The sequence below is a fragment of the Streptomyces sp. NPDC054834 genome, from assembly GCF_053611185.1.
Window position 1 is genome coordinate 290,375 of sequence record NZ_JBSGZV010000001.1, and the last position, 25,130, is coordinate 315,504.

The 25,130-nt window shown below is 72.3% G+C and carries 20 protein-coding genes and 1 pseudogene; 7 read left to right on the forward strand and 14 right to left on the reverse strand.

The annotated features are described in order from the left end of the window. Positions 1-12: 12 nt before the first annotated feature. Positions 13-1,647: a hypothetical protein gene (locus ACWGJM_RS01330; protein ID WP_453409593.1), complete on the reverse strand. Its 1,635-nt coding sequence runs from the start codon at positions 1,645-1,647 to the stop codon at positions 13-15. A gap of 200 nt (positions 1,648-1,847) precedes the next feature. Continuing rightward, positions 1,848-3,233, reverse strand: a complete 1,386-nt coding sequence (locus ACWGJM_RS01335) for a transcriptional regulator (RefSeq protein ID WP_453409594.1) — start codon at positions 3,231-3,233, stop codon at positions 1,848-1,850. A gap of 250 nt (positions 3,234-3,483) precedes the next feature. Here ACWGJM_RS01335 and ACWGJM_RS01340 point away from each other — a divergent pair, with 250 nt between their 5' ends. The 3 genes from ACWGJM_RS01340 to ACWGJM_RS01350 are packed head-to-tail and all read left to right on the forward strand — an operon-like array spanning position 3,484 to position 6,552. After that, entirely contained in the window at positions 3,484-4,149 is a 666-nt protein-coding gene (locus tag ACWGJM_RS01340) for a bifunctional DNA primase/polymerase (RefSeq protein ID WP_453409595.1), read from the forward strand. Between the two features lie 25 nt (positions 4,150-4,174). Beyond that, positions 4,175-4,966, forward strand: a complete 792-nt coding sequence (locus ACWGJM_RS01345) for an ABC transporter ATP-binding protein (RefSeq protein WP_453409596.1) — start codon at positions 4,175-4,177, stop codon at positions 4,964-4,966. Beyond that, positions 4,963-6,552, forward strand: coding sequence for a transporter (locus ACWGJM_RS01350; protein ID WP_453409597.1), 1,590 nt, complete (start codon positions 4,963-4,965; stop codon positions 6,550-6,552). Before ACWGJM_RS01345 ends, ACWGJM_RS01350 begins: the two co-directional genes overlap by 4 nt. 60 nt (positions 6,553-6,612) lie before the next feature. On the opposite strand, the gene ACWGJM_RS01355 is transcribed toward ACWGJM_RS01350, so the two are convergent. Together ACWGJM_RS01355 and ACWGJM_RS01360 are read right to left on the reverse strand one after the other, a co-directional pair. Continuing rightward, positions 6,613-7,488 (reverse strand): alpha/beta fold hydrolase, encoded by an 876-nt coding sequence (locus tag ACWGJM_RS01355; RefSeq protein WP_453409598.1) that lies wholly within the window; start codon positions 7,486-7,488, stop codon positions 6,613-6,615. Between the two features lie 528 nt (positions 7,489-8,016). Further along, positions 8,017-8,709 carry a metal-dependent transcriptional regulator gene (locus ACWGJM_RS01360; protein WP_453409599.1) on the reverse strand — a complete coding sequence of 231 codons (693 nt, stop codon included), beginning with the start codon at positions 8,707-8,709 and terminating at the stop codon, positions 8,017-8,019. A 217-nt stretch (positions 8,710-8,926) separates the two neighbouring features. Between ACWGJM_RS01360 and ACWGJM_RS01365 the strand changes: the two genes are divergently transcribed. Next, complete coding sequence (locus ACWGJM_RS01365) at positions 8,927-9,682, forward strand: SIS domain-containing protein (RefSeq protein ID WP_453409600.1); 756 nt, start codon at positions 8,927-8,929, stop codon at positions 9,680-9,682. Beyond that, positions 9,651-9,767, forward strand: a pseudogene (locus tag ACWGJM_RS01370) (hypothetical protein); the annotation flags it as partial. The gene ACWGJM_RS01365 and the pseudogene ACWGJM_RS01370, both read left to right, overlap by 32 nt. Here ACWGJM_RS01370 and ACWGJM_RS01375 read toward each other — a convergent pair. Next, positions 9,728-11,134 carry a PAS domain-containing protein gene (locus ACWGJM_RS01375; RefSeq protein WP_453409601.1) on the reverse strand — a complete coding sequence of 469 codons (1,407 nt, stop codon included), beginning with the start codon at positions 11,132-11,134 and terminating at the stop codon, positions 9,728-9,730. The pseudogene ACWGJM_RS01370 and the gene ACWGJM_RS01375 overlap by 40 nt on opposite strands. A gap of 742 nt (positions 11,135-11,876) precedes the next feature. Here ACWGJM_RS01375 and ACWGJM_RS01380 point away from each other — a divergent pair. Further along, the gene (locus ACWGJM_RS01380; RefSeq protein ID WP_453409602.1) at positions 11,877-12,920 is read left to right on the forward strand and encodes an isopenicillin N synthase family dioxygenase; all 1,044 of its coding nucleotides are present in this window, start codon (positions 11,877-11,879) and stop codon (positions 12,918-12,920) included. 27 nt (positions 12,921-12,947) lie between these two features. Here ACWGJM_RS01380 and ACWGJM_RS01385 read toward each other — a convergent pair whose 3' ends face one another. Then, entirely contained in the window at positions 12,948-14,048 is a 1,101-nt protein-coding gene (locus ACWGJM_RS01385; protein WP_453409603.1) for a citrate synthase 2, read from the reverse strand. Positions 14,049-14,217: 169 nt separating this feature from the next. On the opposite strand from ACWGJM_RS01385, the gene pdxH reads away from it, so the two are divergent. Beyond that, a complete protein-coding gene (gene pdxH, locus ACWGJM_RS01390; RefSeq protein WP_453409604.1) occupies positions 14,218-14,907 on the forward strand; it encodes a pyridoxamine 5'-phosphate oxidase in 690 nt (229 codons plus the stop codon). Here pdxH and ACWGJM_RS01395 read toward each other — a convergent pair. From ACWGJM_RS01395 to ACWGJM_RS01430, 8 genes are read right to left on the reverse strand one after another with little or no spacing between them, the layout of a single operon-like run. Continuing rightward, positions 14,897-15,523, reverse strand: coding sequence for a TetR/AcrR family transcriptional regulator (locus ACWGJM_RS01395; protein WP_453409605.1), 627 nt, complete (start codon positions 15,521-15,523; stop codon positions 14,897-14,899). The two genes, pdxH and ACWGJM_RS01395, sit on opposite strands and share 11 nt — an antisense overlap. Then, positions 15,511-16,281 (reverse strand): enoyl-CoA hydratase family protein, encoded by a 771-nt coding sequence (locus tag ACWGJM_RS01400; RefSeq protein WP_453409606.1) that lies wholly within the window; start codon positions 16,279-16,281, stop codon positions 15,511-15,513. The genes ACWGJM_RS01395 and ACWGJM_RS01400 overlap by 13 nt, the downstream gene beginning before the upstream one ends. Beyond that, entirely contained in the window at positions 16,278-17,891 is a 1,614-nt protein-coding gene (locus ACWGJM_RS01405; protein WP_453409607.1) for a 4-coumarate--CoA ligase family protein, read from the reverse strand. The genes ACWGJM_RS01400 and ACWGJM_RS01405 overlap by 4 nt, the downstream gene beginning before the upstream one ends. 24 nt (positions 17,892-17,915) lie before the next feature. Continuing rightward, positions 17,916-19,076 (reverse strand): acyl-CoA dehydrogenase family protein, encoded by a 1,161-nt coding sequence (locus tag ACWGJM_RS01410; RefSeq protein ID WP_453409608.1) that lies wholly within the window; start codon positions 19,074-19,076, stop codon positions 17,916-17,918. Continuing rightward, positions 19,073-20,977: an ATP-binding protein gene (locus ACWGJM_RS01415; RefSeq protein ID WP_453409609.1), complete on the reverse strand. Its 1,905-nt coding sequence runs from the start codon at positions 20,975-20,977 to the stop codon at positions 19,073-19,075. Before ACWGJM_RS01415 ends, ACWGJM_RS01410 begins: the two co-directional genes overlap by 4 nt. A gap of 10 nt (positions 20,978-20,987) precedes the next feature. Further along, entirely contained in the window at positions 20,988-22,586 is a 1,599-nt protein-coding gene (locus ACWGJM_RS01420; protein ID WP_453409610.1) for an acyl-CoA carboxylase subunit beta, read from the reverse strand. Further along, positions 22,583-24,262 (reverse strand): acyclic terpene utilization AtuA family protein, encoded by a 1,680-nt coding sequence (locus ACWGJM_RS01425; protein WP_453409611.1) that lies wholly within the window; start codon positions 24,260-24,262, stop codon positions 22,583-22,585. Before ACWGJM_RS01425 ends, ACWGJM_RS01420 begins: the two co-directional genes overlap by 4 nt. Next, positions 24,259-25,053, reverse strand: coding sequence for a TIGR03084 family metal-binding protein (locus tag ACWGJM_RS01430; protein ID WP_453409612.1), 795 nt, complete (start codon positions 25,051-25,053; stop codon positions 24,259-24,261). Before ACWGJM_RS01430 ends, ACWGJM_RS01425 begins: the two co-directional genes overlap by 4 nt. Positions 25,054-25,130: the final 77 nt, after the last annotated feature.

Sequence of the window (25,130 nt, forward strand, 5' to 3'; positions counted from 1 at the left end):
CCGCCCCTCGGCTCACAGCTGGGTCGGCTGGCGCTGGGTGAGGCCGTACGTCTTCGCGATCGCGTTCCACAGTCCGGCGGCCTTGACCTTCTGCGCGCTGGCGGTGGTGCTGTCGCGGTTGCCGGCCTGGGTCTGGGCGGTGCCGCGGGCCTGGCCCTTCTTGCAGCCCTTGCGGCCCGAGACCTGGTCGGCCCACGCCGCGTAGTGGTTGTCGGCCGACGCCGAGGCCTGCCACGCCTTGGTGAGCGCGCTCGTCAGGTCGGCGTTGCCCGGCAGCTTGTCGACGGACAGCTTCGACAGCCGGGTGACGAGGGCGTTGCGCTGCTGGGCGGCGTCGCGCAGGTCGGAGGCGGCGTTGCCCAGGTTGTCGCAGGCCCGCACATCGGCCACCGCGTTGATCACCGAGGTGCGGCTGTTGCCGCTGTCGGCGAGCAGCTTGTCCAGGGCGACGGCCTGCTGCCGGGCCGGGTCGGCGCCGGCGGACGCGGACCCCTCGGTGGCGGGCGCTGACGCGGCGACGGTCTTGTTGCCGTCCTTGTCGTCACCCCCGCCACCGCCGCCGAGCAGGGCACCGGCGCCGATGCCGAGCACGGCGATGCCGACACCGATGGCCGCGATCAGCGGCACCCGCGATCCGGTACGGCCTCCCCGGCCGCCACCGGCGGCCCCGGGCTCGCTCCCGCGCCGCCCGCCGCCCGGGCCCTGCGGGGCGTAGGCGGGCTGCGGCTGCCCGGCGTAGCCGCCCTGCGGCTCCTGGAAGCGCGGCATCTGCTGCGTGGCCCCGGCCGGGCCGTCGCCGCCCGCACCGGCGCGGAAGAGGTTGTCGAACTCCGCGGGCGGCTGCCGGTCCCCGCCGGGTGCGCCGGTGTACGGCGGGATGTACTGCGTGGCCTCGGCGTCCGGACCCGGCGCGGCGGGCTGCGGGCGGGCGGCCCGGCCCAGGTACCGCGTCTCCTCGGCGCCCTGCTCGGGCGGCAGCACGCCCGGGACCACGGGCGGTATGTACTGGGTCGCGCCCTCGTCGACCGGCGCGGGCGCGGGTCCGGCGGCGACCGGGGGCAGGTACTGGGTGGCGCCCTCGTCGACCGGCGCGGGCGCGGGTCCGGCGGCGACCGGGGGGAGGTACTGGGTGGCGCCCTCGTCGGCGGGGGGCAGCGGGGCGCTGTGCACGCCGGGGCCGCCGGGGCCGTACGACGGCTGGGGGGCGGGGGCGCCGGAGCCGTAGGCCTCGCCGTACCCCTGGTGGTTCGGCGTCTGCTGCCCGTAGGCCGGCGCCGGGGCGCCCTCCGGGGGAAGCGGGCCCGGGGTGTTCGCGGCCTGGTCGGCCCACGCTGCGGGCTGCTCCGGCGTCGGCCACTCCTGGGCGGGCACCTGGGGCCAGTGCTGGCCCTGCTGGCCCTGCTGGGGCTGCTGGGGCTGCTGGGGCTGCTGCGGGGGCTGCTGCTGCTCGGGGCCGGGGCCCCATGGCTGGCCCCAGGCCTGACCGCCGGACGGGCCGGCCGGGGACTGGGCCGCCGGGGCGGCCGGGTGGGGGGCGGGTCCGCCCGTCATGCCCGGCAGCAGGGGTTCGCCACCGTCGGAGGGCAGCACGATGCCTTCGTGCGCGGGTCGCGCCGAGGGCTCCTCGCCCTGTCCACTCTGCGTCACCGGGACTCCTACGATTGGGGGACCTTCGGAACGTCGGGTCACGCTACCGGGTCCCCTGAGCCTGGTGCCACGCAGCTCAGGGCCTGACCTGCTGCCCTGTGACGGCTGTAACAAAACCGCCCCGCGGTGCGCTGTTGATGTGACCTCCCCCACGCGACCGGCCTGTTCGCCGTGCGTTCACGCGCCCGCGGGGCATGCGTTCACGCGGCCTGCTGCAACTCCAGCCGCGCGCCGAACTCCCGTACCACCGCCTCCTCCCGGTACGGCTCCAGACGCTGCTGGAAGTCCTCCAGGTACTCCGCACCGCGGTTGGAGCGGAGCGTCTCCAGGAGCTCGACCGCCTTCATGCCGGTGCTGCACGCCTGCTCGATCTCGCGCTGCTGCACCTGGGCCGTGGCGAGCAGCACATAGCCGATCGCCCGCCGTCGCGCCCGAGTCTCGGGGTGCCCGGCGAGGGACTGCTCGGCGCACCGGGCCGCCGCCTCGGCCTGTCCCAGGTCGCGGTGGCAGTGCGCCAGCTCGTCGGCGAGGTAGGCCTCGTCGAAGTGCGCGATCCACGCCGGGTCGTCCCCGGAGTCGGCGTCGGCCTGCTCCATGGCCGCCACCGCCCGTCCGGACGCCAGCTGGGCGGCGCGCGCGTCGCCCAGCAGGGCGTGCCCGCGCGCCTCCGCAGCAAAGAACATGGCCTCCGCGCGCGGGGTCACGCGACCCCGCGCCCCCTCCTGCGCCGCCCTCGCCAACTGCGCGATCTCCCGCGGGTTGCCGAGCTGTGCGGCGAGGTGGCTCATGGAGGCCGCGAGGACGTAGCCGCCGTAGCCGCGGTCGCCCGCCGCCTGCGCCAGCCGCAGGGACTGGATGTAGTAGCGCTGGGCCAGCCCCGGCTGCCCGGTGTCCACGGCCATGTACCCGGCGAGCTCGGTCAGCCGGGCCACCGCGGCGAACAGGTCGCGGCCGACGGCCTCCCGGTAGGAGCCGGCGAGCAGCCCGGAGACGACGCTGTTGAGGTAGTGCACGACCACCGGGCGCACATGCCCGCTGCCGAACCGGTGGTCCAGGTCGGTCAGCGCCTGGGTCATCGCGCTGACGGCCGCCACGTCGGACTGCCCCACGCGCGGCCCCGCCGAGCGCGCCACCTGCGCGTCCGGCGCCGAGATCAGCCAGTCCCGGCTGGGCTCGACCAGCGCGGACGCGGCGACCGAGGAGCCGGAGAGGAAGTCCCGGCGGCCCACGTCACTGCGCCACAGCTCGCAGACCTGCTCGATGGCCCCCAGTACCGTCGGCGAGAACTGGAGACCCACGCCGGAGGCGAGGTTCTTGCCGTTGGCCATGCCGATCTCGTCGACCGTGACCGCACGGCCGAGTTTGCGTCCGAGAGCCTCCGCGATGATCCCCGGCGCGCGCCCGCGCGGCTGCTGTCCGCGCAGCCAGCGGGCCACGGACGTCTTGTCGTACCGCAGGTCGAGCCCGTGCTCGGCGCCGCACATGTTGACCCGGCGGGCGAGCCCGGCGTTCGAGCACCCGGCTTCCTGGATGAGCGCCTGCAACCGTTCGTTCGGCTGCCGCGCGACGAGTGGCCTGGCGGCCATGGATACCCCCTGGCGAAGCGAAAAGATCCGGCCTGGAAGATCAATGCCCAGCGGACATACCGAAAATGCGAGGCATGCGAGGATTGCCGGGGTAAGAGTCCCCGCCCCACCCCTGGCTACCCAGCGCAAGCCCCGCTTCCTCCCGCGCGCCCCCACACATGCACCCATGCGCCCCAGCCGGGGAATCGATGCTCCTCCCCCGCGCGCGCTACCCCCGTAACCACAGGTGGGTGCGGGAGTTGAGTGAGGCGTGGAAGAAACGATCGCGGGTACCCAAGCCAGTCCGACTGCCGGTCAGATTCCCAAGCAGCGCGGGGAATCGCTGCTGGAGACCGCCGTTCGCTATGCCGAGGAACGCCACTGGGAAGTGTTCTCGGGCACCTGGCTGGAAGCCGTCGACGGGCTTCAGCGCTGCTCCTGCGGGGACGCCGCCTGCCCTGCGCCCGGGGCGCATCCCGCGCGGCCGGACTGGGCAACGCAGGCGACCGGGAGCGTGACCGTCGCGCGCCGGATGTGGCAGAAGCAGCCGACGGCGTCGATCCTGCTGCCGACCGGGCGGACGTTTGACACGCTGTCCGTCCCGGAGACCGCCGGCTTCCTCGCCCTCGCCCGGATGGAGCGGATGGAGCTGACCCTCGGGCCGGTGACCCTCGCCCCCGACCGGCGGATGCACTTCTTCGTCCTCCCGGGGGCCTCCGTGAAGGTGCCGGATCTGGTGCGCAAGCTCGGCTGGACCCCGGGGTCGCTGGACCTGGTCGCGCTCGGCGAAGGGGGCTACGTCGCCGCGCCCCCGACCCGCTTCGGCTCCCGGGGCGCCGTCCAGTGGGCGTGCCGGCCCACCCACGCCAACCGGTGGCTGCCCGACGCGGAGGAGTTGATCTCACCCCTCGCCTACGCCTGCGGCCGCGACCGCTGATCCCGCTCCCCCGTAGTGTTCGGGCATGGCCGATGATGCAGAGGCAGGTGCGGTCGCCGTCCGTTTGCGGGGGCTGTGGAAGCGGTTCGGGCAGCAGGTCGCCGTGGGCGGGATCGACCTGGAGCTGCCCGCGGGGCAGTTCATCGGGCTGGTCGGACCCAACGGGGCGGGGAAGACCACCACCCTCTCCATGGTGACCGGGCTGCTGAGACCCGACGAGGGGTCCGTCGAGGTCGTCGGGCACGACGTGTGGCGGGACCCGGTGGCCGTGAAGGCACGGATCGGGGTGCTGCCCGAGGGGCTGCGCCTGTTCGAGCGGCTGTCCGGCTGGGAACTGCTCGGGTACGCGGGCCGGTTGCGGGGACTGCCCGGGGCCGAGGTGGACCGGCGGGCGGACCAGCTGCTCGACGTACTCGACCTGGCGGGGGCCCGGCACAAACTCGTCGTCGACTACTCCACCGGCATGCGCAAGAAGATCGGGCTCGCCGCCGCGCTCCTGCACAACCCGGAAGTCCTCTTCCTCGACGAGCCGTTCGAGGGCGTCGACCCGGTGTCCGCGCAGACCATCCGGGGCGTCCTGGAGCGCTACACCGCCTCCGGCGCCACCGTCGTCTTCTCCTCCCACGTCATGGAGCTCGTCGAGTCGCTGTGCGACTGGGTCGCCGTCATGGCCGCGGGCCGCATCCGGGCACACGGCACACTGGCCGAGGTACGCGGCGGACACCCCACCCTGCAACAGGCGTTCCTCGAACTGGTGGGCGCCCGAGGACGGGACGCCGGGTCCGGCCTGGACTGGCTGGGCGGCGGAATCCGATGACCGGCGTCACCTCCACCGTCGTACGGCTGAAACTGTCCCTGCTGCGCGGCGGGCTGCGCCAGTCCGGCGGCCGACGGGCCGCCTTCGTCGCATCCGCCGTCGTCGCCCTCCTGTTCGGAGCGCTGCAACTGCTCGGCCTGCTCGCCCTGCGCGGCCACCCGCACACCGACGCCGTCGCCGTCCTGGGCACCGCCGTACTGGGCCTGGGCTGGGCGGTGATGCCGCTGTTCTTCCCCAGCGGCGACGAAACCCTCGACCCGACCCGCCTGGTCCTGCTCCCGCTCAGACCGCGCCCGCTGGTGCGGGCCCTGCTGGCGGCCTCGCTCGTCGGCATCGGGCCACTGTTCACCCTGCTCGTGCTGACGGGCTGCGCGCTGTCCGTCGCGGACGGGGCGGTGGCGTACGGCGTCACCGTCGTCGCCGTCTGTCTCGCGCTCCTGGTGTGCGTGGCACTCGCACGGGCCGTCGCCGCCGCCAACGTCCGCCTGCTGACCAGCCGCAAGGGCCGCGACCTGGCCGTGCTCAGCGGTCTGGTCATCGCGATCGGCACCCAACTGGTCAACTTCGGTGCCCAGCACCTGGGTTCGGCCGGGCTCGGGCGGCTCACGCCGGTGGCCGACGTACTGCGCTGGCTGCCGCCCGCGTCGGCGGTGGGCGCGGTACGGTCGGCGAGCGAGGGCTCGTACGGCACGGCGGTCGCCCAACTGCTGCTGAGCGCCGCTGCATTGGCGCTGCTGCTCGCGGTGTGGGCCCGCACTCTGACCCGGCTGATGGTCTCGCCCGACGGCTCCACCCTCCAGGCCGCCGACACCCGGACCCGTCCGCAGCGGCCGGCGAGTGGGCCGGCCCGCCTGCTGCCCGGCGGACGCACCGGCACCGTCATGCGGCGCAGCCTGCGCTATGTCTGGCGCGACCCCAAGACCAAGGCCGCCTGGGTGACCTCGCTGGCCATCGGGCTGATCGTGCCCGTTCTCAACGCCGCTCAGGGCACCGGATCGATCTACTTCGCCTGCTTCGCCGCCGGAATGCTCGGCATCCAGATGTACAACCAGTTCGGTCAGGACACCTCCGCGTTCTGGCTGGTCGCGCTCACGATCTCCGAGCCCAGGGACGCGTACGTGGAGCTGCGCGGGCGGGCACTGGCACTGCTGGTGATCACCCTGCCGTACGCCACGCTCGTGACCGTGCTGACCACCGCGATCCTGGGCGACTGGTCCCGGCTGCCCGAGGTGCTCGGCCTGTCCTTCGCGCTGCTCGGGGCGATGCTGGCGACCGGCGCGTGGACGTCGGCCCGCTTCCCGTACTCCATCCCGCAGGAGGGCTACAAGAACGTGGCACCCGGGCAGGCGGGCCTCGCCTGGATCTCCATCTTCGGCGGCATGGTCGGCGCGGCCCTGCTGTGCGCACCCGTCATCGCGATGACGATCTGGCTGAACCTCACCGCCGACGGCGACGCGTGGACCTGGCTCCTGCTCCCGCTGGGCGCGGCCTACGGCACGGCAATCACCTGGTCAGGCCTACACCTGGCGGCCCCACGCACCGCGGCGAGGCTGCCGGAGATCTTGACGGCGGTGAGCAAGGGCTGACGGCTCCCCACAAACCCGCACCCGCCGAATCAGCAGAATCCGGCAGACGAGAAGGCGCACTCAGACCCCGAGCACCCCATCGAGAAACGGCTCGATCGCCCCCCGCCAGGCCTCCGGCCGGTCATGGTGGACAAGGTGACCGGCGTCCGCGACCTCCGCGTACTTCCCGCGCGGCAGCACCCGGACCATCTCCTGTGCCTCCGCGCGCCCCAGCTCCCCGTCGAGCCCGCGCACCACCAGCGCGGGGCACTGGACCTGCGCGAGCTCCTCCCAGTGGGCGTCGTACACCCAGGTCTCGCGGGACTTGAGCATCTGCTCGGGCTCGAAGACCGGCCGCCAGCCGTCCGGCGTCTCGTGCATGACCTCCGCGTAGAACGCCCCCCGGGACGGGTTCGGCCGCTCCACCCAGGGATCGTCCTCGCCGAACCACTTGCGTACGTCGGCGAGCGTGGCGAAGGGGACGGGCCAGGACCTGAACCAGTCGGCCCACTCGCGCTGCGAGGCCGCGCCGAGCGCGGAGGCCCGCATGTCGCAGATGATCAGGCCGCGCACCAGATCGGGGCGCTTGGCGGCGAGCTGCCAGGCGGTCAGCGCGCCCATGGCGTGGCCGATGAGGACGGCGGGCGCGAGACCGAGCTGCTCGACGGCGGCCTCGGCGTCCTCGGTGTACGCGTCGCGGGTGTAGGCGGCCCGAGGGGGCTTGTCGCTCTGGCCGTGGCCGCGCTGGTCCAGCGCGACGGCGCGATGCCGCTCGGAGAGCCAGCGGGCGGTGGACGCCCAGTGCGAGGCGCGGCCCATCAGGCCGTGCAGTAACAGCACGCCGGGCTGCGTCCGGTCGGAATCCGCGGGGGCCGGGTCGCCCTTGGGAGGGTCCGCGAACTCCCAGGCGGCGAGCCGTACACCGCCCACTCCCGTCACATCGATGCGCCGTGCCATGGGTCTGGCCCCCCTAGCTCCGCTCGGACACCCGCACACTATCGAATAGCTATTCGAAAATTCCGTCTCTGCGGTCAACACCCCTCAATCGAGTGACACCCCTCAAGGAATGATCGCCGCCGCGCAGGGGATCTTCTCAGCGGGGGGCGGACCGCTCGGGGAAACCGGTCCGCGGGGAATGACCCTGAGAGCTCGGGGCTCCGGGTCAGCACAGGGGAGGACAGGCCCCGGCGCCAGACGGCGCCGGGGCCATCCCCTTGTCTGCGGACGCATGCTCCCCGCCCCCTCAGGTCATATGCCTCGCGGCACAGCCTGGCACGCGAACGGTCCGCGCGCTGCGATTCGGCGCAGACGGCCTCGACACCACCCACCGGACCCGCCGCTTCCGGACGGATCAGCGCTTACCGCCCGGCCGATCAGCACTCCGGGACGGCCGGCCGCCTCCCGGCGGACCAGCGCTTACCGACGTACCAGCGCCCCGCGAAAGATCACCGCAGGCCGGCACACATCACCGCACATCAGCACAGATCAGCGCTTCGCCACGAACACATGGGACGCCACATCCGCCTCCAGCTCGGCCGCCTCACCGCCGCTGCCGACCAGCACACCGCCCGCCGCCTGCGTGACGCTCACCACCGAACCCGGCTGCACACCCGCCCGGCGCAGCGTGTACATCAGCTGCGCGTCCGTCTGGATGGGCTCGCCGATCCGGCGCACCACGACCGTCTTGCCGTCCGAACCCGGATCCAGATCGGCCAGCGACACCATGCCCTCGTCCAGGAAGGGATCGGCATGGTCCTTCTCGCCCAGCTCCTCCAGGCCCGGGATCGGGTTGCCGTACGGCGACTCGGTCGGGTGACGCAGCAGCTCCAGCACGCGACGCTCCACGGCCTCGCTCATCACGTGCTCCCAGCGACACGCCTCCGCGTGCACCTGCTCCCACTCCAGGCCGATCACATCGACCAGCAGACACTCCGCGAGCCGGTGCTTGCGCATCACGCGCGTGGCCAGCCGGCGCCCCTCGTCGGTCAGCTCCAGATGCCGGTCGCTGGCCACCGACACCAAACCGTCGCGCTCCATCCGCGCCACCGTCTGGCTCACCGTCGGCCCACTCTGGTCGAGCCGCTCGGCGATCCGGGCGCGCATCGGGACCACGCCTTCCTCCTCGAGCTCGAGGATGGTGCGGAGATACATCTCCGTGGTGTCGATCAGTCCGGACATACGTGCCCCTCGATTGCTTCTGCCGGAAGCTCACGGCTCACCGGCGCGTGCGCTGGCCCTGGACTCAATTCTGACGCATACCACTGACAACCGTGCCGCGCCGCCGAAACCCACACCCTGACGAGTACGCGTACTCAAGGCCACCACGCCGTATTGACAGCACACTGGTCCAGACCGCACGGTGATCCGCGACACAGACGCTGCGAAGGGGCAACGCATGACCGACGGCACGCCGGCCGACCAGTTCTTCGACGCCGCCATCGGCCTGCTGCGCCGGGTCAAGGAGGAGGAACCGCAGGCCATCACCGCCGCCGGAAAGCTCCTCGCCGACACCGTCGAGGCGGGCGGCCGACTGTTCGCCTTCGGCGCCGGCCACTCCTCGCTCGCCGCACAGGACGTCGTCTACCGCGCCGGCGGCCTCGCCCTGATGAACCTGCTCGCGGTCCCCGGGGTCGTAGGCGTCGACGTCACCCCCGCCACCCTCGGCTCCGCCCTGGAACGCGTCGACGGCCTCGCCACCGCCGTCCTGGACACCTCGCCCCTCCGCGCCGGCGACACCCTCGTGATCATCTCGCTCTCCGGCCGCAACGCCCTGCCCGTCGAGATGGCGGTCAACGCCCGAGCCCTCGGCGTCAACGTCATCGGCGTGACCTCGGTCGCCTACGCCACCGGGACCGAGTCCCGGCACACCTCAGGAACCTTCCTGAAGGACCACTGCGACATCGTCCTCGACTCCAAGATCTCCGTCGGCGACGCCGAGCTCACCCTCGACACCGTTCCCGCGCCCTTCGCCCCCGCCTCCACCGTCGTCACCGCCGCCCTCCTCCAGGCGGTCATGGCCACGGCAGCCGCCACCCTCGCCGACCGGGGCATCGAACCCCCACTGCTGCGCTCCGGCAACGTCGACGGCGGCCTCGAATGGAACAGCCGGGTCATGGAGCAGTACGGCGACCGGATCTTCTACCGGCGCTGAAAGTGATCGCGTACCAGCGCCGAAAGTGATCGCGGCGGGCGGCGCTCACTTCTCCCCGGCCGCCCCCGTCGCCCCGGTCACCCCGGCCAGATCCAGCGCCGCCGCGATCCGCACCGCCACATCCTCCGCGTACGTCGCGTCCGACCGCTCGAAACGACTCCGGCCACGCCCCCGCAGGAACGTCACCACACCCAGCGTCCGCCCCCGACTACGCAGCACCGCGCACAGCGAATGCACACTGTCCGCGGGCCACTGCCGGGCCAACGCCCACTCCCGGCTCCGCTCGGCCGACACATCACCGGCATCCGCCCGCACGGTCCCCGCCCGCTCCACACACTGCAAGGCGGGATGCCCTTCCTCGTACCGCACGGGCAACCCGGCCGCCCCCGTCAGCAGACTGGGCCCCGGCACCCCGGACGGCGTGGCCGCGAGCCGCACCAGCCGCACCCGCGCGGGCGCCTCCGCCTCCGCGGCCGGAGCACCCGCGACCCGATCGATCAGAGCATGGTCGGCGAACCCGGCCAGCGCGAAGTCCAGATGGACGGTGGCCGCCTCCGCCGGGTCCTCGCACTCGGCCGCCGCCCGCGCCGCCCGATGCAGCTGATTGGTGCGGAAGCGCAGCAGCGCCGCCTCCTGCTCACCCTGCTTGGCCTCGGTGACGTCCTGGAACATCCAGCTCACCCCGAGCGGCACCGGCTCCTCCGCCAGCGGCGACGCCAGCCTCAGGAACCAGCTCCGCCAGCACCTCCGCCGCTCGCCCTCCGCGGTACGCACACCCACCCACATCTCGGCGGGCGCCGGTGGCGCACCCTCGGCCAGTACATGCGTGAGCGCGCCCTCCAGCTCCTCCACGCCCTGCGAGAGCAACTCCCCGATCGGCCGCCCCAGTACAGACGTACGCCCGATCCCCAACGCCCGCGCCGCATGCGCGTTCACCACAGCGGGCCTGAGATCGGCGTCGACCAGCACGACCCCCCAGGAGGCATCCTCGAACAACGCCTCGCTCAGCGCGATGGACCGCTCCAGATCGATCTGCGTGTGCACCTCGCTGAACGCGCAGTACACCCCCGCGGGTTTGCCGTCCGGCCCGCGCACGGCGGCCGACTGGGTCCGTACCAGGACCCGCCCGCCGTCCTTCGTCACCAACGCGAACTCATGCACCTGCCGCCCCGGAGCGTGCATGGCCGACAGCAGCCGCCCCTCGACCTCCTCGGCATCGGCGGTACGCACGGCCCAGCCCGCGAACCCCTTCCGCCCCACCGCCTCCGCGGCCGTCCAGCCCAGGATCCGCTCCGCCTCACGGTTCCAGTGCGTGACGACCCCGTCCGCGTCGAAAGCGCACAGGGCCGCGTCCATCCCGTCCAGCAGCGCGGCAAGCAGATCGGATCCATCCCGTTCGGGCTCGCCGGGTCCCAGCTCATCGGTGGTCCCACTACGCCGGGAAGCACTCACCTGGACCCCCTGCAGGCTGTGTCCGCGGTTACGGCACTACGGTTCGCTCACTCACCTTCATTCAACTCGAACGTGACGCAACGCACACTCGGTTCCCACAAGATTGAAGGAATCGTTGTAGATCGAACGCTCACTGTGAGAGTGCCCAGCCCGAGGTCGGTCCACTCGTCCGCGCGTGCACCTCGATGTCGATCTTCACTCGTCCCTCATCCGGGGTGCGTCCACATTTCGAAAAACCCGTTGAACGGCGGCAGCGAAGTTCTTAGTGTGGCTATCACTTCGGAAAGGAGGTGGTTCGGCGAATGTATGCATACCGGACGGAAGAGGTGGCTGCGGGCTAGTGGCCCGTTACCCCACTCAGTGCGGTGCCGGACCGGCGTGGGCGAGATCCACGCAGCCGGCCTAATCCAACGCAGTCACCCGACCCGCGAGCTCGCCGGTACGTCCGGCCGGCTCCCCCGTCGCAAGGCGGAGGGACCTGAGCTCGCGGGTCGCCTGCGTTTTCGGGGCGGTCGTGTCCGGGGCGGTCGTGTCCGGGGGCGGACGCAGTACCCTGTCCGCATGCTTCCGATGCTCGTCCGACGCCGGCACGTGGACTACGTGCGCGTCACGAGCACGGGCTGTCGGCGTTCCGCCTGAACCCGGACCCTGAGACAGCCCCCTTCACCCTTCCCACGGCACCGGGGCTCCGCCCTACCCCCGGCGGCCGCCCGTGCCCCCGTACACCCTGCGGACACACCTCATGACGCACACCGTGACGCGCACGGCGGCGAACCCGTCGTCCTACGCGCAGCTCCCCATCATCGATCTCTCGGCCGCCGACCGCGGCCCCCAGGCCCGGGCGCTGCTCCACGCGCAGCTGCACAGCGCCGCGCACGACGTGGGCTTCTTCCAGCTCACCGGGCACGGGGTGACCAGGGCCGAGACCGACGCGCTGACCACCGCCATGCGGGCCTTCTTCGCGCTGCCGGAGGCGGACCGGCTCGCCCTGGACAACGTCCGCTCCCCACACTTCCGGGGCTACACCCGTACCGGCGACGAGCGCACCGCCGGCGCCCGGGACTGGCGGGACCAGCTCGACATCGGGGCGGAGCGCCCGGCCCGGATCCCCGGGCCCGGTGAGCCCGCGTACTGGTGGCTTCAGGGACCCAACCAGTGGCCCGCCGCCCTGCCCGGGCTGCGTACCGCCGCCCTGGCCTGGATCGAGAAGCTGAGCGGTGTCGCACAGCGGCTGCTGCACGAGCTGCTGACCGCGATCGGCGCGCCCGCGGACTTCTACGACCCGGTCTTCGGCGACCGCGCCCACCCGCACCTCAAGCTCGTGCGCTACCCGGGCAGCGCGGGCGACGGCACCGACCAGGGTGTCGGCGCGCACAAGGACTACGGCTTCCTGACCCTGCTGTTGCAGGACACGGTCGGCGGGTTGCAGGTGCAGCGCGAGGACGGGCTGTTCCACGACGTGCCCCCGCTGGAGGACGCCTTCGTGGTCAACCTGGGCGAGCTGCTGGAGGTCGCCACCAACGGCTACCTGATCGCCACCAACCACCGCGTGGTCAGCCCGCCCGGCGCGACCGAGCGTTTCTCGGTGCCGTTCTTCTACAACCCGCGTCTGGACGCGCGCGTGGAGCCGCTGCCCTTCCCGCACGCCTCCACCGCGCCCGGCGTCACCGACGACCCGGCCAACCCGCTGTTCGCCGAGTACGGCTACAACGAGCTGAAGGGCAAGCTGCGCGCCCACCCGCTGGCAGCCGAACGGCATCACGCGGAGCTGCTCAGCCCCGCGTGACGCCGCCGTGAAGCCGGCCGACCGGCCTCAGTGCGCGATGGCCGCGTAGCCCTCGATCTCCTGGGGGCTGCGCGAGCCCGGGCCCACATAGCGCGCGGAGGGGCGTACGAGCCGTCCCGTGCGCTTCTGTTCGAGGATGTGCGCCGACCAGCCGGCCGTACGGGCACAGGTGAACATCGACGTGAACATGTGCGCCGGGACCTCGGCGAAGTCCAGGATGATGGCCGCCCAGAACTCCACGTTCGTGGCCAGCACACGGTCCGGACGCCGGTTGTGCAGCTCCTCCAGGGCCGCCTTCTCCAGCGCTTCGGCGATCTCGAAGCGGGGCGCGCCCAGCTCGCGGGCGGTGCGGCGCAGCACACGCGCGCGTGGGTCCTCGGCCCGGTACACCCGGTGCCCGAAGCCCATCAGCCGCTCGCCCCGGTCCAGGGCGTGCCGGACGTAGGCCTCGGCGTCCCCGGTCCGCTCGATCTCCTCGATCATGTGCAGCACGCGGGAGGGCGCGCCGCCGTGCAGCGGCCCGGACATGGCGCCCACCGCGCCGGAGAGGGCGGCGGCCACGTCGGCGCCGGTGGAGGCGATGACGCGGGCGGTGAAGGTGGAGGCGTTCATGCCGTGTTCGGCGGCGGAGGTCCAGTAGGCGTCGACGGCGGCGACGTGCTTGGGGTCCGGCTCGCCGCGCCAGCGGATCATGAACCGCTCGACGACGGAGTGCGCCTTGTCGATCTCCCGCTGCGGCACCATGGGCAGCCCCTGACCGCGCGCGGACTGGGCGACGTACGACAGGGCCATCACGGCGGCGCGGGCGAGGTCGTCGCGGGCCTGCTGCTCGTCGATGTCGAGGAGCGGTTTGAGGCCCCAGACGGGGGCGAGCATGGCGAGCGCGGACTGCACGTCGACGCGGATGTCGCCGGAGTGCACGGGGATGGGGAAGGGCTCGGCGGGCGGCAGGCCGGGGTTGAAGGCGCCGTCGACGAGCAGCCCCCAGACGTTCCCGAACGAGACGTGGCCGACCAGGTCCTCGATGTCGACGCCCCGGTACCGCAGGGCGCCGCCCTCCTTGTCCGGTTCGGCGATCTCCGTCTCGAACGCGACGACTCCTTCGAGCCCGGGTACGAAGTCGGACATCAGGCGGCTCCTAGTGAGGTGTGCGTGAGGTCGGCGTGAGCTCTGCGGCGCATGAGCCGTCACGGTTCCACGGTCCCACTCGCACGATATCGGTGAGTGCCACCAATGGGGAGACCGTACGGCACTGAGTGCCACACAACACGGTAGGGGGATACGGCAAGATGACCGCGTGACCGACCGTGACGTGACCGACCGTGACACTTTCCGCGACCCCGCCGCGATGCGCAAGCAGTACCGGGCGGAGGGTCTCGACGAGCACGAGCTGGCCCCGCACCCCATGGACCAGTTCACCCACTGGTTCGAGGACGCGGCGCAGGCGACCCTCCAGGGCACGCTGCACGAGCCGAACGCCATGGTCGTCTCCACCGCGGACGCCGCCGGCCGTCCCAGTTCGCGTACGGTCCTGATGAAGCAGTACGACGTCCACGGCTTCGTCTTCTTCACCAACTACGACTCCCGCAAGGCCCGCGACCTCGCGGAGAACCCGCATGTCTCGCTGCTCTTCCCGTGGCATCCGATCGCCCGCCAGGTCATCGTCACCGGCACCGCCCGCCGTACCGGCCGCGACGAGACGGCCGCCTACTTCCGTACCCGCCCGCACGGCTCCCAGCTCGGCGCCTGGGCCAGCGCCCAGTCCTCGGTGATCGACTCCCGCACCGAACTGGACGCCTCCTACGCCGAGCTCAGCGACCGCTACCCCGAGGGCGAACAGGTCCCGGTCCCGCCGAACTGGGGCGGCTTCCGCGTCGCCCCGCAGTCGGTGGAGTTCTGGCAGGGCCGGGCGAACCGCCTGCACGACCGTTTGCGGTACGTGGCCGAGCCGGAGGGGGGCTGGCGGGTGGAGCGGCTCAGTCCCTGAGGACCCTGTCCAGGATCTCCGCCCATTGCGCCACCACCCGCTCCCGTCGCCCCCGGTCGTCGGTGAGGAGGTTGGCGAGGCCCAGGCCGCGGGCCATGTCGAGGAGGCCCTGGACGGTCTCCCGGACGCCCGGCCGGGATTCGTCCGCGCCCAGGAGGTCCACGGCGATGCGGTGGGTCTCGCGGCCGACGTGGGCCTCGAGCTCTGTGACGCGGGGGCGGAGCTGGTCCTCGTCGGAGGCGGCGACCCAGAGGTGGAGGGCGGCGCGGAAGAGGGGGCCGGTGTAGAGGTCGACGAGGGCGGAGACGACGGCGCGGCGGTCGGTGGCGCCTTCGGGGAAGAGGGCGCGCAGGGCGGTGGAGCGTTCTTCGGCGACGTATTCGACGGCGGCTGTGAAGAGGTCCTCGCGGGTGCGGAAGTGGTGCTGTGCAGCACCTCGGGAGACGCCGGCGCGTTCGGCGACGACGGCGACCGTGGAGCCCGCCCAGCCGCGTTCGGCGAGGCAGGCCACGGCGGCCTGGAGGAGCCGCTGCCGGGTGGCCCGGCTGCGGTCCTGTTTGGGGACGCGTTCGACGGTGCGTTCGGTTTGTTGTTCGTCTGTGCTCACAGAGCCCATGAGGGATCCCGTCGTTCCAGGAAGGCCGTCATCCCCTCGCGGGCCTGCGGGGAGGAGAACAGCCGGGCCGAGAGTGCGGTGAGGTCGGCCGCGTCCCGGTCGAAAGCTTCCAGCACCCTAGCTGTGAGCAGTTGTTTCGTCTCGGCGAGGCCTTGCGGTGAGGAGCGGCGCAGGCCGTCCAGGATGGGCTCCAGTACGGCGTCGACGTCGTCGCCGGCCGTGGTCAGCAGGCCGAGCCGTACGGCTTCCGCCGCGTCGAAGCGTTCGCCGGTGAGGTAGTGGCGGGCCAGGGCGCGTGGGTCCGTGCGGGGCAGGACGGTGAGGGAGATGACGGCGGGCGCGACTCCGATGCGCACCTCGGTGAAGGCGAAGTCGGACCGGATCGACGCGGCGGCGATGTCGCAGGCGGCGAGCAGGCCGAGGCCGCCGGCGCGGACGTGCCCGGTGATCCGGGCCACGACGGGCTTGGGCAGTTCGACGATCTGCCGGAGCAGGGCGACCAGGGCGTCGGGGTGATGGGGGTCCCCCCGCTCGAGCGAAGCCGAGAGTGGGGGAGGGTCGCGCAGGTCGGCGCCCGCGCAGAAGGTGGTGCCGGTGTGGGTGAGGACGACGGCCCGTACGTCGGTGTCCTTGGCACAGTCGGTGAGGGCGTCGGCGAGTTCGCCGACGAGTGCGGCGGACAGCGCGTTGCGGGTGCCGGCCGAGTCAAGGCTGAGTGTCTCGATGCCACGCGCGCGCGTGCGTCCGACCAACGTCATGCTTCCTCCCTGAGTTCCCTGAGTTCCCTGAGTTCCCGGGGCTCCGGGAGTTCCCGCAGTTGCCGGCGGAGGATCTTGCCCGAGGCGGCCCGGGGGACTCCTTCGATGAAGGTGACGCGGCGGACGCGTTTGTAGGGGGCGACGCGTTCGGCGACGTACATCGTGACCTCGCCCTCGGTGAGGCCGGGTGCGGTGGGCTGGCGGACGACGTAGGCGTGCGGGATTTCGTTGCCCTCGTCGTCGTAGGCGCCGACGACGGCCGCGTCCGCGATCCCGGGGTGGGTGAGGAGGAGGGCTTCGAGTTCGGCCGGGGCGACCTGGAAGCCCTTGTACTTGACGAGTTCCTTCACGCGGTCGACGACGAACAGCCAGCCGTCGGTGTCGGCGTGTCCGACGTCGCCGGTGTGCAGCCAGCCGTCGCGGTCGATCATCGCGGCGGTGGCGTCGGGCCGCCCGAGATAGCCCTTCATGACCTGGGGTCCGCGGATGAGGATCTCGCCGGGTTCGCCGATGCCGAGGTCCTTGCCGGGGTCGTCGAGGGAGACGATGCGCATCTCGGTGCCGGCGATGAGCCTGCCGACGGTGCCGGGGGGCGCGTCCCGCATGGCGTCCAGGGGGACGACGTGGGTGCCCGGGGAGAGTTCCGTCATGCCGTAGGCCTGGCCGACCGGTGGCAGGCCCAGGCGTTGTGAGCAGGCGGCGGCAAGGTTGGCGTCCAGGGGTGCGGCGGCGCTGATGACGTACTTCAGCGACGACAGGTCGTAGCGGGCGACGGCCGGGTGCTTGGCGAGGGCGAGCACGATCGGCGGGGCCACGTACAGGCCGGTGATGCGGTGGGTCTGAATGGCCGCGAGGAAACTCTCCAGTTCGAAGCGGGGCAGGACGACGACGGTGGCGCCCTGGCGCAGGGGCGCGTTCATCAGGGCGGTCAGGCCGTAGATGTGGAAGAAGGGCAGTACGGCGAGGATGCGGTCGCCGGGTCCGGCGGGGACGGCGGGTTCGAGCTGGGCGAGGTTGGTGGCGATCTGCCGGTGGGTGAGCATCACGCCCTTGGGGATGCCGGTGGTGCCGGAGGAGTAGGGCAGGGCGGCGATGTCCTCGGCGGGGTCGATGTCGACGGCCGGTTCGGGCGCGGTCGTGGCGAGCATGTCGATGAGCGAGCGGTGTCCGCTCGCGGTGTCGCAGACGAATATCTCCTCTGTGCCGCCGGCGAGTTCGGCGGCCCGGCGGGCGGTCTCCAGCAGCGGTGAGACGGTGATGATCCAGCGGGCGGCGGAGTCCCGCAGCTGTTTGGCGAACTCCTCGGCCGTGGCGAGCGGGTGCACGGTGGTGACGGCGGCACCCGCGCGCGTGGCGGCGTAGAAGGCGGTCGGGAAGGCGATGGTGTTGGGGCTGTGCAGGGCAAGGATGTCGCCCTTGCGCACCCCGGCGTCGGCGAGGGCGGCGGCGAGGCGCCGGTGGAACCGGTCGATCTGTTCGTAGGTGAGGGTGGTGCCGTCGGTGCCGTCGACCAGGGCGGGCAGGCCGCCGAATTCGGCGGCGCGGCCCAGGACGGCTTCATGGATGGGGAGTTCGACGGCCGGGATGTCTGCGTACTCGCTGCGGAACATGGTTCCTCCTCGCGCCGAGCCAAGTCAGTACGACTTGGGCAGGCCCAGGGTCTGGTGGGAGACGTAGTTGAGAATCATCTCCCGGCTCACCGGGGCGATACGAGCCACGCGTGCGGCCGTTATCAAGGAGGCGAGGCCGAATTCCCGGGTGAGGCCGTTCCCGCCGAGGGTGTGGACGGACTGGTCGACGGCCTTCACGCAGGCCTCGCCTGCCGCGTACTTGGCCATGTTGGCGGCCTCGCCGGCGCCGGCGTCGTCCCCGGTGTCGTAGAGGTGGGCGGCCTTCTGCATCATCAGGCGGGCCAGTTCCAGGTCGATGTGCGCCTGGGCGAGGGGGTGGGCGATGGCCTGGTGGGCGCCGATGGGGGCTTTCCAGACGGTGCGGTCGCGGGCGTACTCGACGGCGCGGGCGAGCGCGTAGCGGCCCATGCCGATCGCGAACGCCGCCGTCATGATCCGTTCGGGGTTGAGCCCGGCGAAAAGCTGGAGCAGTCCGGCGTCCTCGTCGCCGACGAGTGCCTCGGCGGGCAGCCGTACGTCGTCCAGGACCAGCTCGAACTGCTTCTCGGCGGCGGTCAGCTCCATGTCGATGGGCCGGCGGGTGAAGCCTTCGGCGTCGCGCGGGACGATGAACAGGCAGGGCTTGAGGCGTCCGGTGCGGGCGTCTTCTGTGCGGCCGACGATCAGGACCGCGTCGGCCCTGTCGACGCCGGAGATGAAGACCTTGCGGCCGGTGAGCAGCCAGTCGTCGCCGTCGCGGCGGGCGGTGGTGGTGATGCGGTGCGAGTTGGATCCGGCGTCGGGTTCGGTGATGCCGAAGGCCATGAGCCGGGTGCCGTCGGCGATGCCGGGCAGCCAGGTCCGTTTCTGCTCCTCGGTGCCGAAGCGGGCGATGACGTTGCCGCAGATGGCCGGGGAGACGACGAGCATGAGGAGGGGGCAGCCGGCGGCGCCCAGTTCCTCGAGGACGATGGAGAGTTCGCTGATGCCGCCGCCTCCGCCGCCGAACTCCTCGGGGAGGTTCACGCCGAGGTAGCCGAGCTTGGCGGCCTCCGACCAGAGTTCCTCGGGGTGGCCGCCCTCGGCGACGACGCGGGTGATGTAGTCACGGCCGTAGCGCTTGCCGAGGGCGGCGACGGCGGCCCGCAGGGCCCCCTGCTCCTCGGTTTCCAGGGTGGTAGTCAACTGTCCTGAACCTCCTCCTGTGCGACCTGTGCGACCTGTGCGACCTGTGCGACCTGTGCGACCTGTACGACGGCGAGCAGAGCGCCGACCTCCACCTGCTGACCGGGCACGGCGTGCAGGGCCGTGAGCGTGCCCGTGGCCGGAGCCGCGATGCGGTGCTGCATCTTCATCGCCTCCAGCCAGATCAGCGGTTCTCCGGCCTGTACGGCGGCCCCCTCGGTCAGTCCTTCGGCGACGCGGACGACCGTGCCGGGCATGGGGGCGAGGAGGGAGCCGGGGGCGTGGTGGGCGGTGGGGTCGGGGAAACGGGGCAGGGCGGTGAGCGCGGTGGCGTTGACGTGGACCTGGTCGCCGCCGTAGTGGGCCACCTCGAACTTCCTGCGTACGCCGTCCACTTCGAGCACGACGAGGCACGCGTCGGCGTGCACGACCCGGACCCCGTCCGCCGTCAGGCCCTGGCGTGTGTGCCGGTAGCGGACCTCGTGCTCCTCGCCCGCCATCAGATAGCGCTTGGTCTGCGGCTGCGAGGGCAGGTTGCGCCAGCCGCCGAAGCGGGAGCGGCCGTGGGCGTCGGCGAGGGCGGCGGCCAGGGGGGCGTACGGGTCGCACGTCCCGAAGCGGGTGAGGGCGGTGAGGTGGCGGTCGTAGAAGCCGGTGTCCATGCGGCCCGCGGTGAACTCCTCGTGCCGCAGGGAGCGGGCGAGGAGGTCGCGGTTGGTGACCGGGCCGTGGATCGCCGCCCGGTCCAGGGCTCCGGCGAGGGCGCGGATCGCCTCCGCGCGCGTGGGGGCCTGGGCGACGACCTTCGCGAGCATCGGGTCGTAGTGGACGCCGATCGTGTCGCCGTCGGTGTAGCCGGTGTCGAGGCGGACGCCCTCGGGTACGGCGAGGCGGTGCAGGGTGCCGGTCTGTGGGGCCCAGTCGCGGGCGGGGTCCTCGGCGTAGAGGCGGGCCTCGATGGCGTGGCCGCGCGCGGGGGGCGGTCCGGCCTCCAGGGCGTGGCCCTCGGCGACGCGGATCTGGAGGGCGACGAGGTCGATGCCGAACACGGCCTCGGTGACGGGGTGCTCGACCTGGAGGCGGGTGTTCATCTCCAGGAAGTGGGCCTTGCCGTCGGCGACCAGGAACTCGACGGTCCCGGCGCCGGTGTAGGAGACGGAGCGGGCGGCGCGCACCGCCATCTCGTACAGCTCATCGGTGAGTCGGGAATTCAAACCCGGCGCCGGGGCCTCCTCGATCACCTTCTGATGGCGGCGCTGCAAGGAGCAGTCACGCGTGCCGAGCGTCCACACCGTGCCGTGGGTGTCGGCGAGGATCTGCACCTCGACGTGCCGCCCGTTCTCCACGTACGGCTCGACGAAGACCTCACCGTCGCCGAAGGCGCTGGCCGCCTCCGCGCGCGCGGAGGCCAGTTCGGCGTCCAGGTCGGCGAGCCGCCGCACGACCCGCATCCCGCGCCCGCCGCCGCCCGCCGCGGCCTTGACCAGCACCGGCAGGTCGGCCTCGGTGACCTCGCCCAGGGGTGCGAGGCCCATGAGCTCCTTGGCGCGCGTCTTGGACGCCATCGCCTCGATGGCCTGCGGCGGCGGCCCGATCCACACCAGGCCCGCGTCCAGGACGGCACGCGCGAAGTCGGCGTTCTCGGAGAGGAAGCCGTACCCCGGGTGCACGGCGTCGGCGCCGGCCGCCACGGCGGCCTTCACGATCAGATCGCCGCGCAGATACGTCTCGGCGGGCGCCGCGCCCGGCAGTCGTACGGCTGTGTCGGCCACGCGCGCGTGGAGGGCGTTCTCGTCGGCGTCCGAGTGCACGGCGACCGTCCGGATTCCCAACTCACGGCAGGTGCGGAACACGCGGCAGGCGATCTCGCCCCGGTTGGCGACGAGCACAGAAGTGATCACTGGTGGTCCCTCACATCCGGAAGACGCCGAACCCACCGCGCGCGCCCTCGTAGGCGGCCGTGTGGATCGCGGACAGGCACAGGCCGAGGACGGTGCGGGTGTCGCGGGGGTCGATGACGCCGTCGTCGTACAGCCGCCCGGACAGGAACATCGGCAGCGACTCGGACTCGATCTGCTGCTCCACCATCGCGCGCAGCGCCGCGTCCGCGTCCTCGTCGTACGGCTGTCCCTTCGCGACGGCCGACTGGCGGGCGACGATCGACAGCACGCCCGCGAGCTGCTGCGGCCCCATCACGGCCGACTTGGCGCTGGGCCAGGCGAACAGGAAACGCGGGTCGTAGGCGCGCCCGCACATGCCGTAGTGCCCGGCACCGTAAGAGGCGCCCATGAGGACGGACAGGTGCGGCACCCGGGAGTTGCTGACCGCATTGATCATCATCGAGCCGTGCTTGATGATCCCGCCCTGTTCGTACTCCCGGCCGACCATGTAGCCGGTGGTGTTGTGCAGGAAGAGGAGGGGGATGTCGCGCTGGTTGGCGAGCTGGATGAACTGGGCCGCCTTCTGCGACTCCTCGCTGAACAGCACCCCCTGCGCGTTCGCCAGAATCCCCACCGGATAGCCGTGCAGGGCCGCCCAGCCGGTCGTGAGGCTGGTCCCGTACAGCGGCTTGAACTCGTCGAAGTCGGAGGCGTCGACGAGCCGGGCGATGACCTCACGCGGATCGAAGGGGGTCTTGAGATCACCGGGGACGATACCGAGCAGCTCCTCGGGGTCGTACTTGGGCGGCTCGGCCGGGCCGGGGTCGGGGTGGGCCTTGCGGTGGTTGAGCCGGGCCACCACCCGCCGGGCCTGCCGCAGCGCGTCCTGCTCGTCGACGGCGAAGTAGTCCGCGAGCCCCGACACGCGCGCGTGCATCTCCGCGCCGCCCAGCGACTCGTCGTCGCTCTCCTCCCCGGTCGCCATCTTCACCAGCGGCGGCCCGCCCAGGAAGACCTTCGCCCGCTCCTTGACCATGATCACGTGGTCGGACATGCCCGGGATGTAGGCACCGCCGGCGGTGGAGTTCCCGAAGACGACGGCGACGGTCGGGATCCCGGCGGCCGACAGCCGGGTCAGGTCCCGGAAGATCGCACCCCCGGGGATGAAGATCTCCTTCTGGGAGGGCAGGTCGGCGCCCCCGGACTCGACCAGGCTGATGCAGGGCAGCCGGTTGGCGAGCGCGATGTCGTTGGCCCGGAGGGCCTTCTTCAGGCTCCACGGGTTGCTGGCACCGCCGCGCACGGTCGGGTCGTTGGCGGTGATCAGGCACTCCACGCCCTCGACGACCCCGATGCCGGTGACGAGGGAGGCGCCGACGGCGTACTCACTCCCCCAGGCCGCCAGCGGCGACAGCTCCAGGAACGGCGTGTCCGGGTCGAGGAGCAGCTCGATCCGCTCCCGGGCGAGCAGCTTGCCCCGCTCGCGGTGCCGCTGGACGTACTTCTCGCCACCGCCCGCGAGGGCCTTGGCGTGCTCGGCGTCCAGGTCGGCGAGCTTGGCGAGCATGGCCTCGCGGTTCGCCGTGTAGTCGGGGCTCTTGGTGTCCAGGGCGGACGGGACGACCGTCACAGGAGGGCCTCCGGGATGTCCAGGTGCCGGGAGCGCAACCACTCGCCGAGCGCCTTGGCCTGCGGATCGAAACGGTGCTGGGCGGCGACCCCTTCGCCGAGGAGACCCTCGACGACGAAGTTGAGCGCGCGGAGGTTGGGAAGCGGGTGCCGGGCGACGGGCAGGGTGCGGCTCTCGGGAATCAGCTCCCGGAACCGTTCGACCGTCAGCGTGTGCGCGAGCCACCGCCAGGCCTCGTCCGTGCGCGCCCAGACGCCGACGTTGGCGTTGCCGCCCTTGTCGCCGCTGCGGGCGCCGGCGAGCAGCCCCAGGGGGGCGCGTCGGGCCGGTCCGGGTGGCGGTGGGGCCGGCAGGGGCGGTCGCGGTACGTCGTCGAGTACGCGGGTTTCGCGGGCCGGGGGCACGGGGACACGGCGCCCGTCGTGGAGGACGGCCACATGGCCGACATCCGCCTGGGGGACGTACGCATCCTCGAAGACCCCATAGGGCGCGCCCTTTCCGGGTGGCGCGAGCACATGGAAGCCGGGGTAACTCGCGAGCGCCAGCTCGACGGCCGCTCCGCTGAGCGCCCGCCCCACCACCTCCTGGTCCGGGTCCCGCACGACGAGCCGCAGCAGCGCGCCGGCCGTCTCCTCGGTGTCGGCGTCGGGGCGGTCGGTGCGGACGAGTTCCCATCGGATGCCTGCGGGCGGGGACTTGGTGAGCGCGTCGGTCATCTGCGCCCGCACCAGCTCGGCCTTCGCCTCGATGTCGAGTCCCGTGAGCACGAAGGCGACCTCGTTTCGGAAGCCGCCGAGCCGGTTGCGGCCGACCTTGAGCGTCGGGGGCGGGGCCTCGCCGCGCACTCCCTCGATACGGACGCGGTCCGGGCCCTCCTGGGTGATCCGTACGGTGTCCAGCCGGGCCGTGACGTCGGGCCCGGCGTACCGGGCACCGCCCGTCTCGTAGAGCAGCTGGGCGGTCACCGTGCCGACGTCGACGAAACCGCCGGTGCCGGGGTGTTTGGTGATGACGCTGGTGCCGTCCTCGTGGATCTCGGCGAGCGGGAAGCCGGGGCGGCGGACGTCTCCCTGACCGCTGTGGAAGAAGGCGTAGTTGCCGCCGGTGGCCTGCGCCCCGCACTCCAGGACGTGCCCGGCGACGACGGCGCCCGCGAGCCGGTCGTGGTCGGCCGGCTGCCAGCCGAAGTGGGCGGCGGCCGGTCCGGTGACGAGAGCCGCGTCGGTGACCCGTCCGGTGACGACGACGTCGGCGCCTTCCCGCAGGCAGGCGGCGATACCGAAGCCGCCGAGGTAGGCATGGGCGGTGAGGCTGTCCGGATATCGGCCCTTGAGGTCGTCGCCCTCGACGTGGGCGACACGGGTGGGGATGCCCATGCGGTCGGCCAACTTCCGTACGGCATTGGCGAGTCCGGCGGGATTGAGCCCGCCCGCGTTGGCGACGATCCGGACGCCGCGCTCGTGGGCGAGACCGAGGCACTCCTCGAGCTGGCGGAGGAATGTGCGGGCGTAACCGGCGGCGGGGTCCTTGAGGCGGTCCCGGCCGAGGATGAGCATGGTCAGCTCGGCGAGGTAGTCGCCGGTGAGTACGTCGAGTTCGCCGCCGGTGAGCATCTCGCGCATGGCGTCGAAGCGGTCGCCGTAGAAGCCGGAGGCGTTGCCTATGCGCAGGGTCACGCGGTGCCGCCCTTCGGGGTGCGGCCGGGGCCGGGCGGGCCCGCGAAGGCCTGGGCGATGTCCAGCCAGCGGTCGGCGTCGGGGCCGACGGCCCGGACCGCCAGATCGGTGCGGTGCGCACGCTGGGTGACCAGGAGGCAGAAGTCGAGAGCTGGGCCGGTGACGCGGTCGGTGGCCTCCTCGGGCCCGTACGTCCACAACTCGCCGGACGGCGCGGTCAGTTCGACACGGAAATCGTCGAACGGCGCGGGCAGTCCGTGCACACCGAAGGCGAAGTCGCGGGTGCGGACGCCTAGGCGGGCGATGTGCCGGAGCCGGTCGGTGGGGGTGCGCGGCACGCCCAGCGCGTCCGCGATGTCCAGGCCGTGCGCCCAGGTCTCCATCAAACGGGCGGTGGCCATGGAGGCGACGGACATAGGGGGGCCGTACCAGGGGAAACGCGCCCGCGCGGGCGCCGCGCGCAGCGCCTCCGCCAGGGCCTCGCGCCCGGCCCGCCAGTCCGCCAGCAACTGTGTGGGGGGCTTGGCGGCCCCGTCCTCCGCCCCGTTGTCCACGAAGTCCCCGGGCTCGGCCAGCGCCTTCTCGACCTCGCGGGCGAAGGCGTCCTGATCGGTCACGGCGAGCAGGGAGGAGTGGTCGGTCCAGGCGAGGTGAGCGATCTGGTGGGCGACGGTCCAGCGGGGCGCGGGGGTGGCGAGGGCCCACTGCTCGGGCTTCAACTCTGCTACCAGCCGGTCGAGTTCATCGCACTCGGCACACAGGTCATCGATCACGGGCGTCGGGTCGGCCATGCGGGGAGCATGGCAGTGGGGACGGAAACAATCAAGCGTGCTTGCATGAATTCATTCCCGGCCGACCCGCCGCGTTT

What these genes read in the sequence shown, in the direction of transcription:
- ACWGJM_RS01335 (WP_453409594.1), bottom strand. Translation starts at nt 3,233, where the DNA reads ATGGCCGCCAGGCCACTCGTCGCGCGGCAGCCGAACGAACGGTTGCAG.
- ACWGJM_RS01345 (WP_453409596.1), top strand. Translation starts at nt 4,175, where the DNA reads ATGGCCGATGATGCAGAGGCAGGTGCGGTCGCCGTCCGTTTGCGGGGG.
- ACWGJM_RS01350 (WP_453409597.1), top strand. Translation starts at nt 4,963, where the DNA reads ATGACCGGCGTCACCTCCACCGTCGTACGGCTGAAACTGTCCCTGCTG.
- ACWGJM_RS01355 (WP_453409598.1), bottom strand. Translation starts at nt 7,488, where the DNA reads ATGGCACGGCGCATCGATGTGACGGGAGTGGGCGGTGTACGGCTCGCC.
- ACWGJM_RS01360 (WP_453409599.1), bottom strand. Translation starts at nt 8,709, where the DNA reads ATGTCCGGACTGATCGACACCACGGAGATGTATCTCCGCACCATCCTC.
- ACWGJM_RS01365 (WP_453409600.1), top strand. Translation starts at nt 8,927, where the DNA reads ATGACCGACGGCACGCCGGCCGACCAGTTCTTCGACGCCGCCATCGGC.
- ACWGJM_RS01380 (WP_453409602.1), top strand. Translation starts at nt 11,877, where the DNA reads ATGACGCACACCGTGACGCGCACGGCGGCGAACCCGTCGTCCTACGCG.
- ACWGJM_RS01385 (WP_453409603.1), bottom strand. Translation starts at nt 14,048, where the DNA reads ATGTCCGACTTCGTACCCGGGCTCGAAGGAGTCGTCGCGTTCGAGACG.
- ACWGJM_RS01395 (WP_453409605.1), bottom strand. Translation starts at nt 15,523, where the DNA reads ATGGGCTCTGTGAGCACAGACGAACAACAAACCGAACGCACCGTCGAA.
- ACWGJM_RS01400 (WP_453409606.1), bottom strand. Translation starts at nt 16,281, where the DNA reads ATGACGTTGGTCGGACGCACGCGCGCGCGTGGCATCGAGACACTCAGC.
- ACWGJM_RS01405 (WP_453409607.1), bottom strand. Translation starts at nt 17,891, where the DNA reads ATGTTCCGCAGCGAGTACGCAGACATCCCGGCCGTCGAACTCCCCATC.
- ACWGJM_RS01430 (WP_453409612.1), bottom strand. Translation starts at nt 25,053, where the DNA reads ATGGCCGACCCGACGCCCGTGATCGATGACCTGTGTGCCGAGTGCGAT.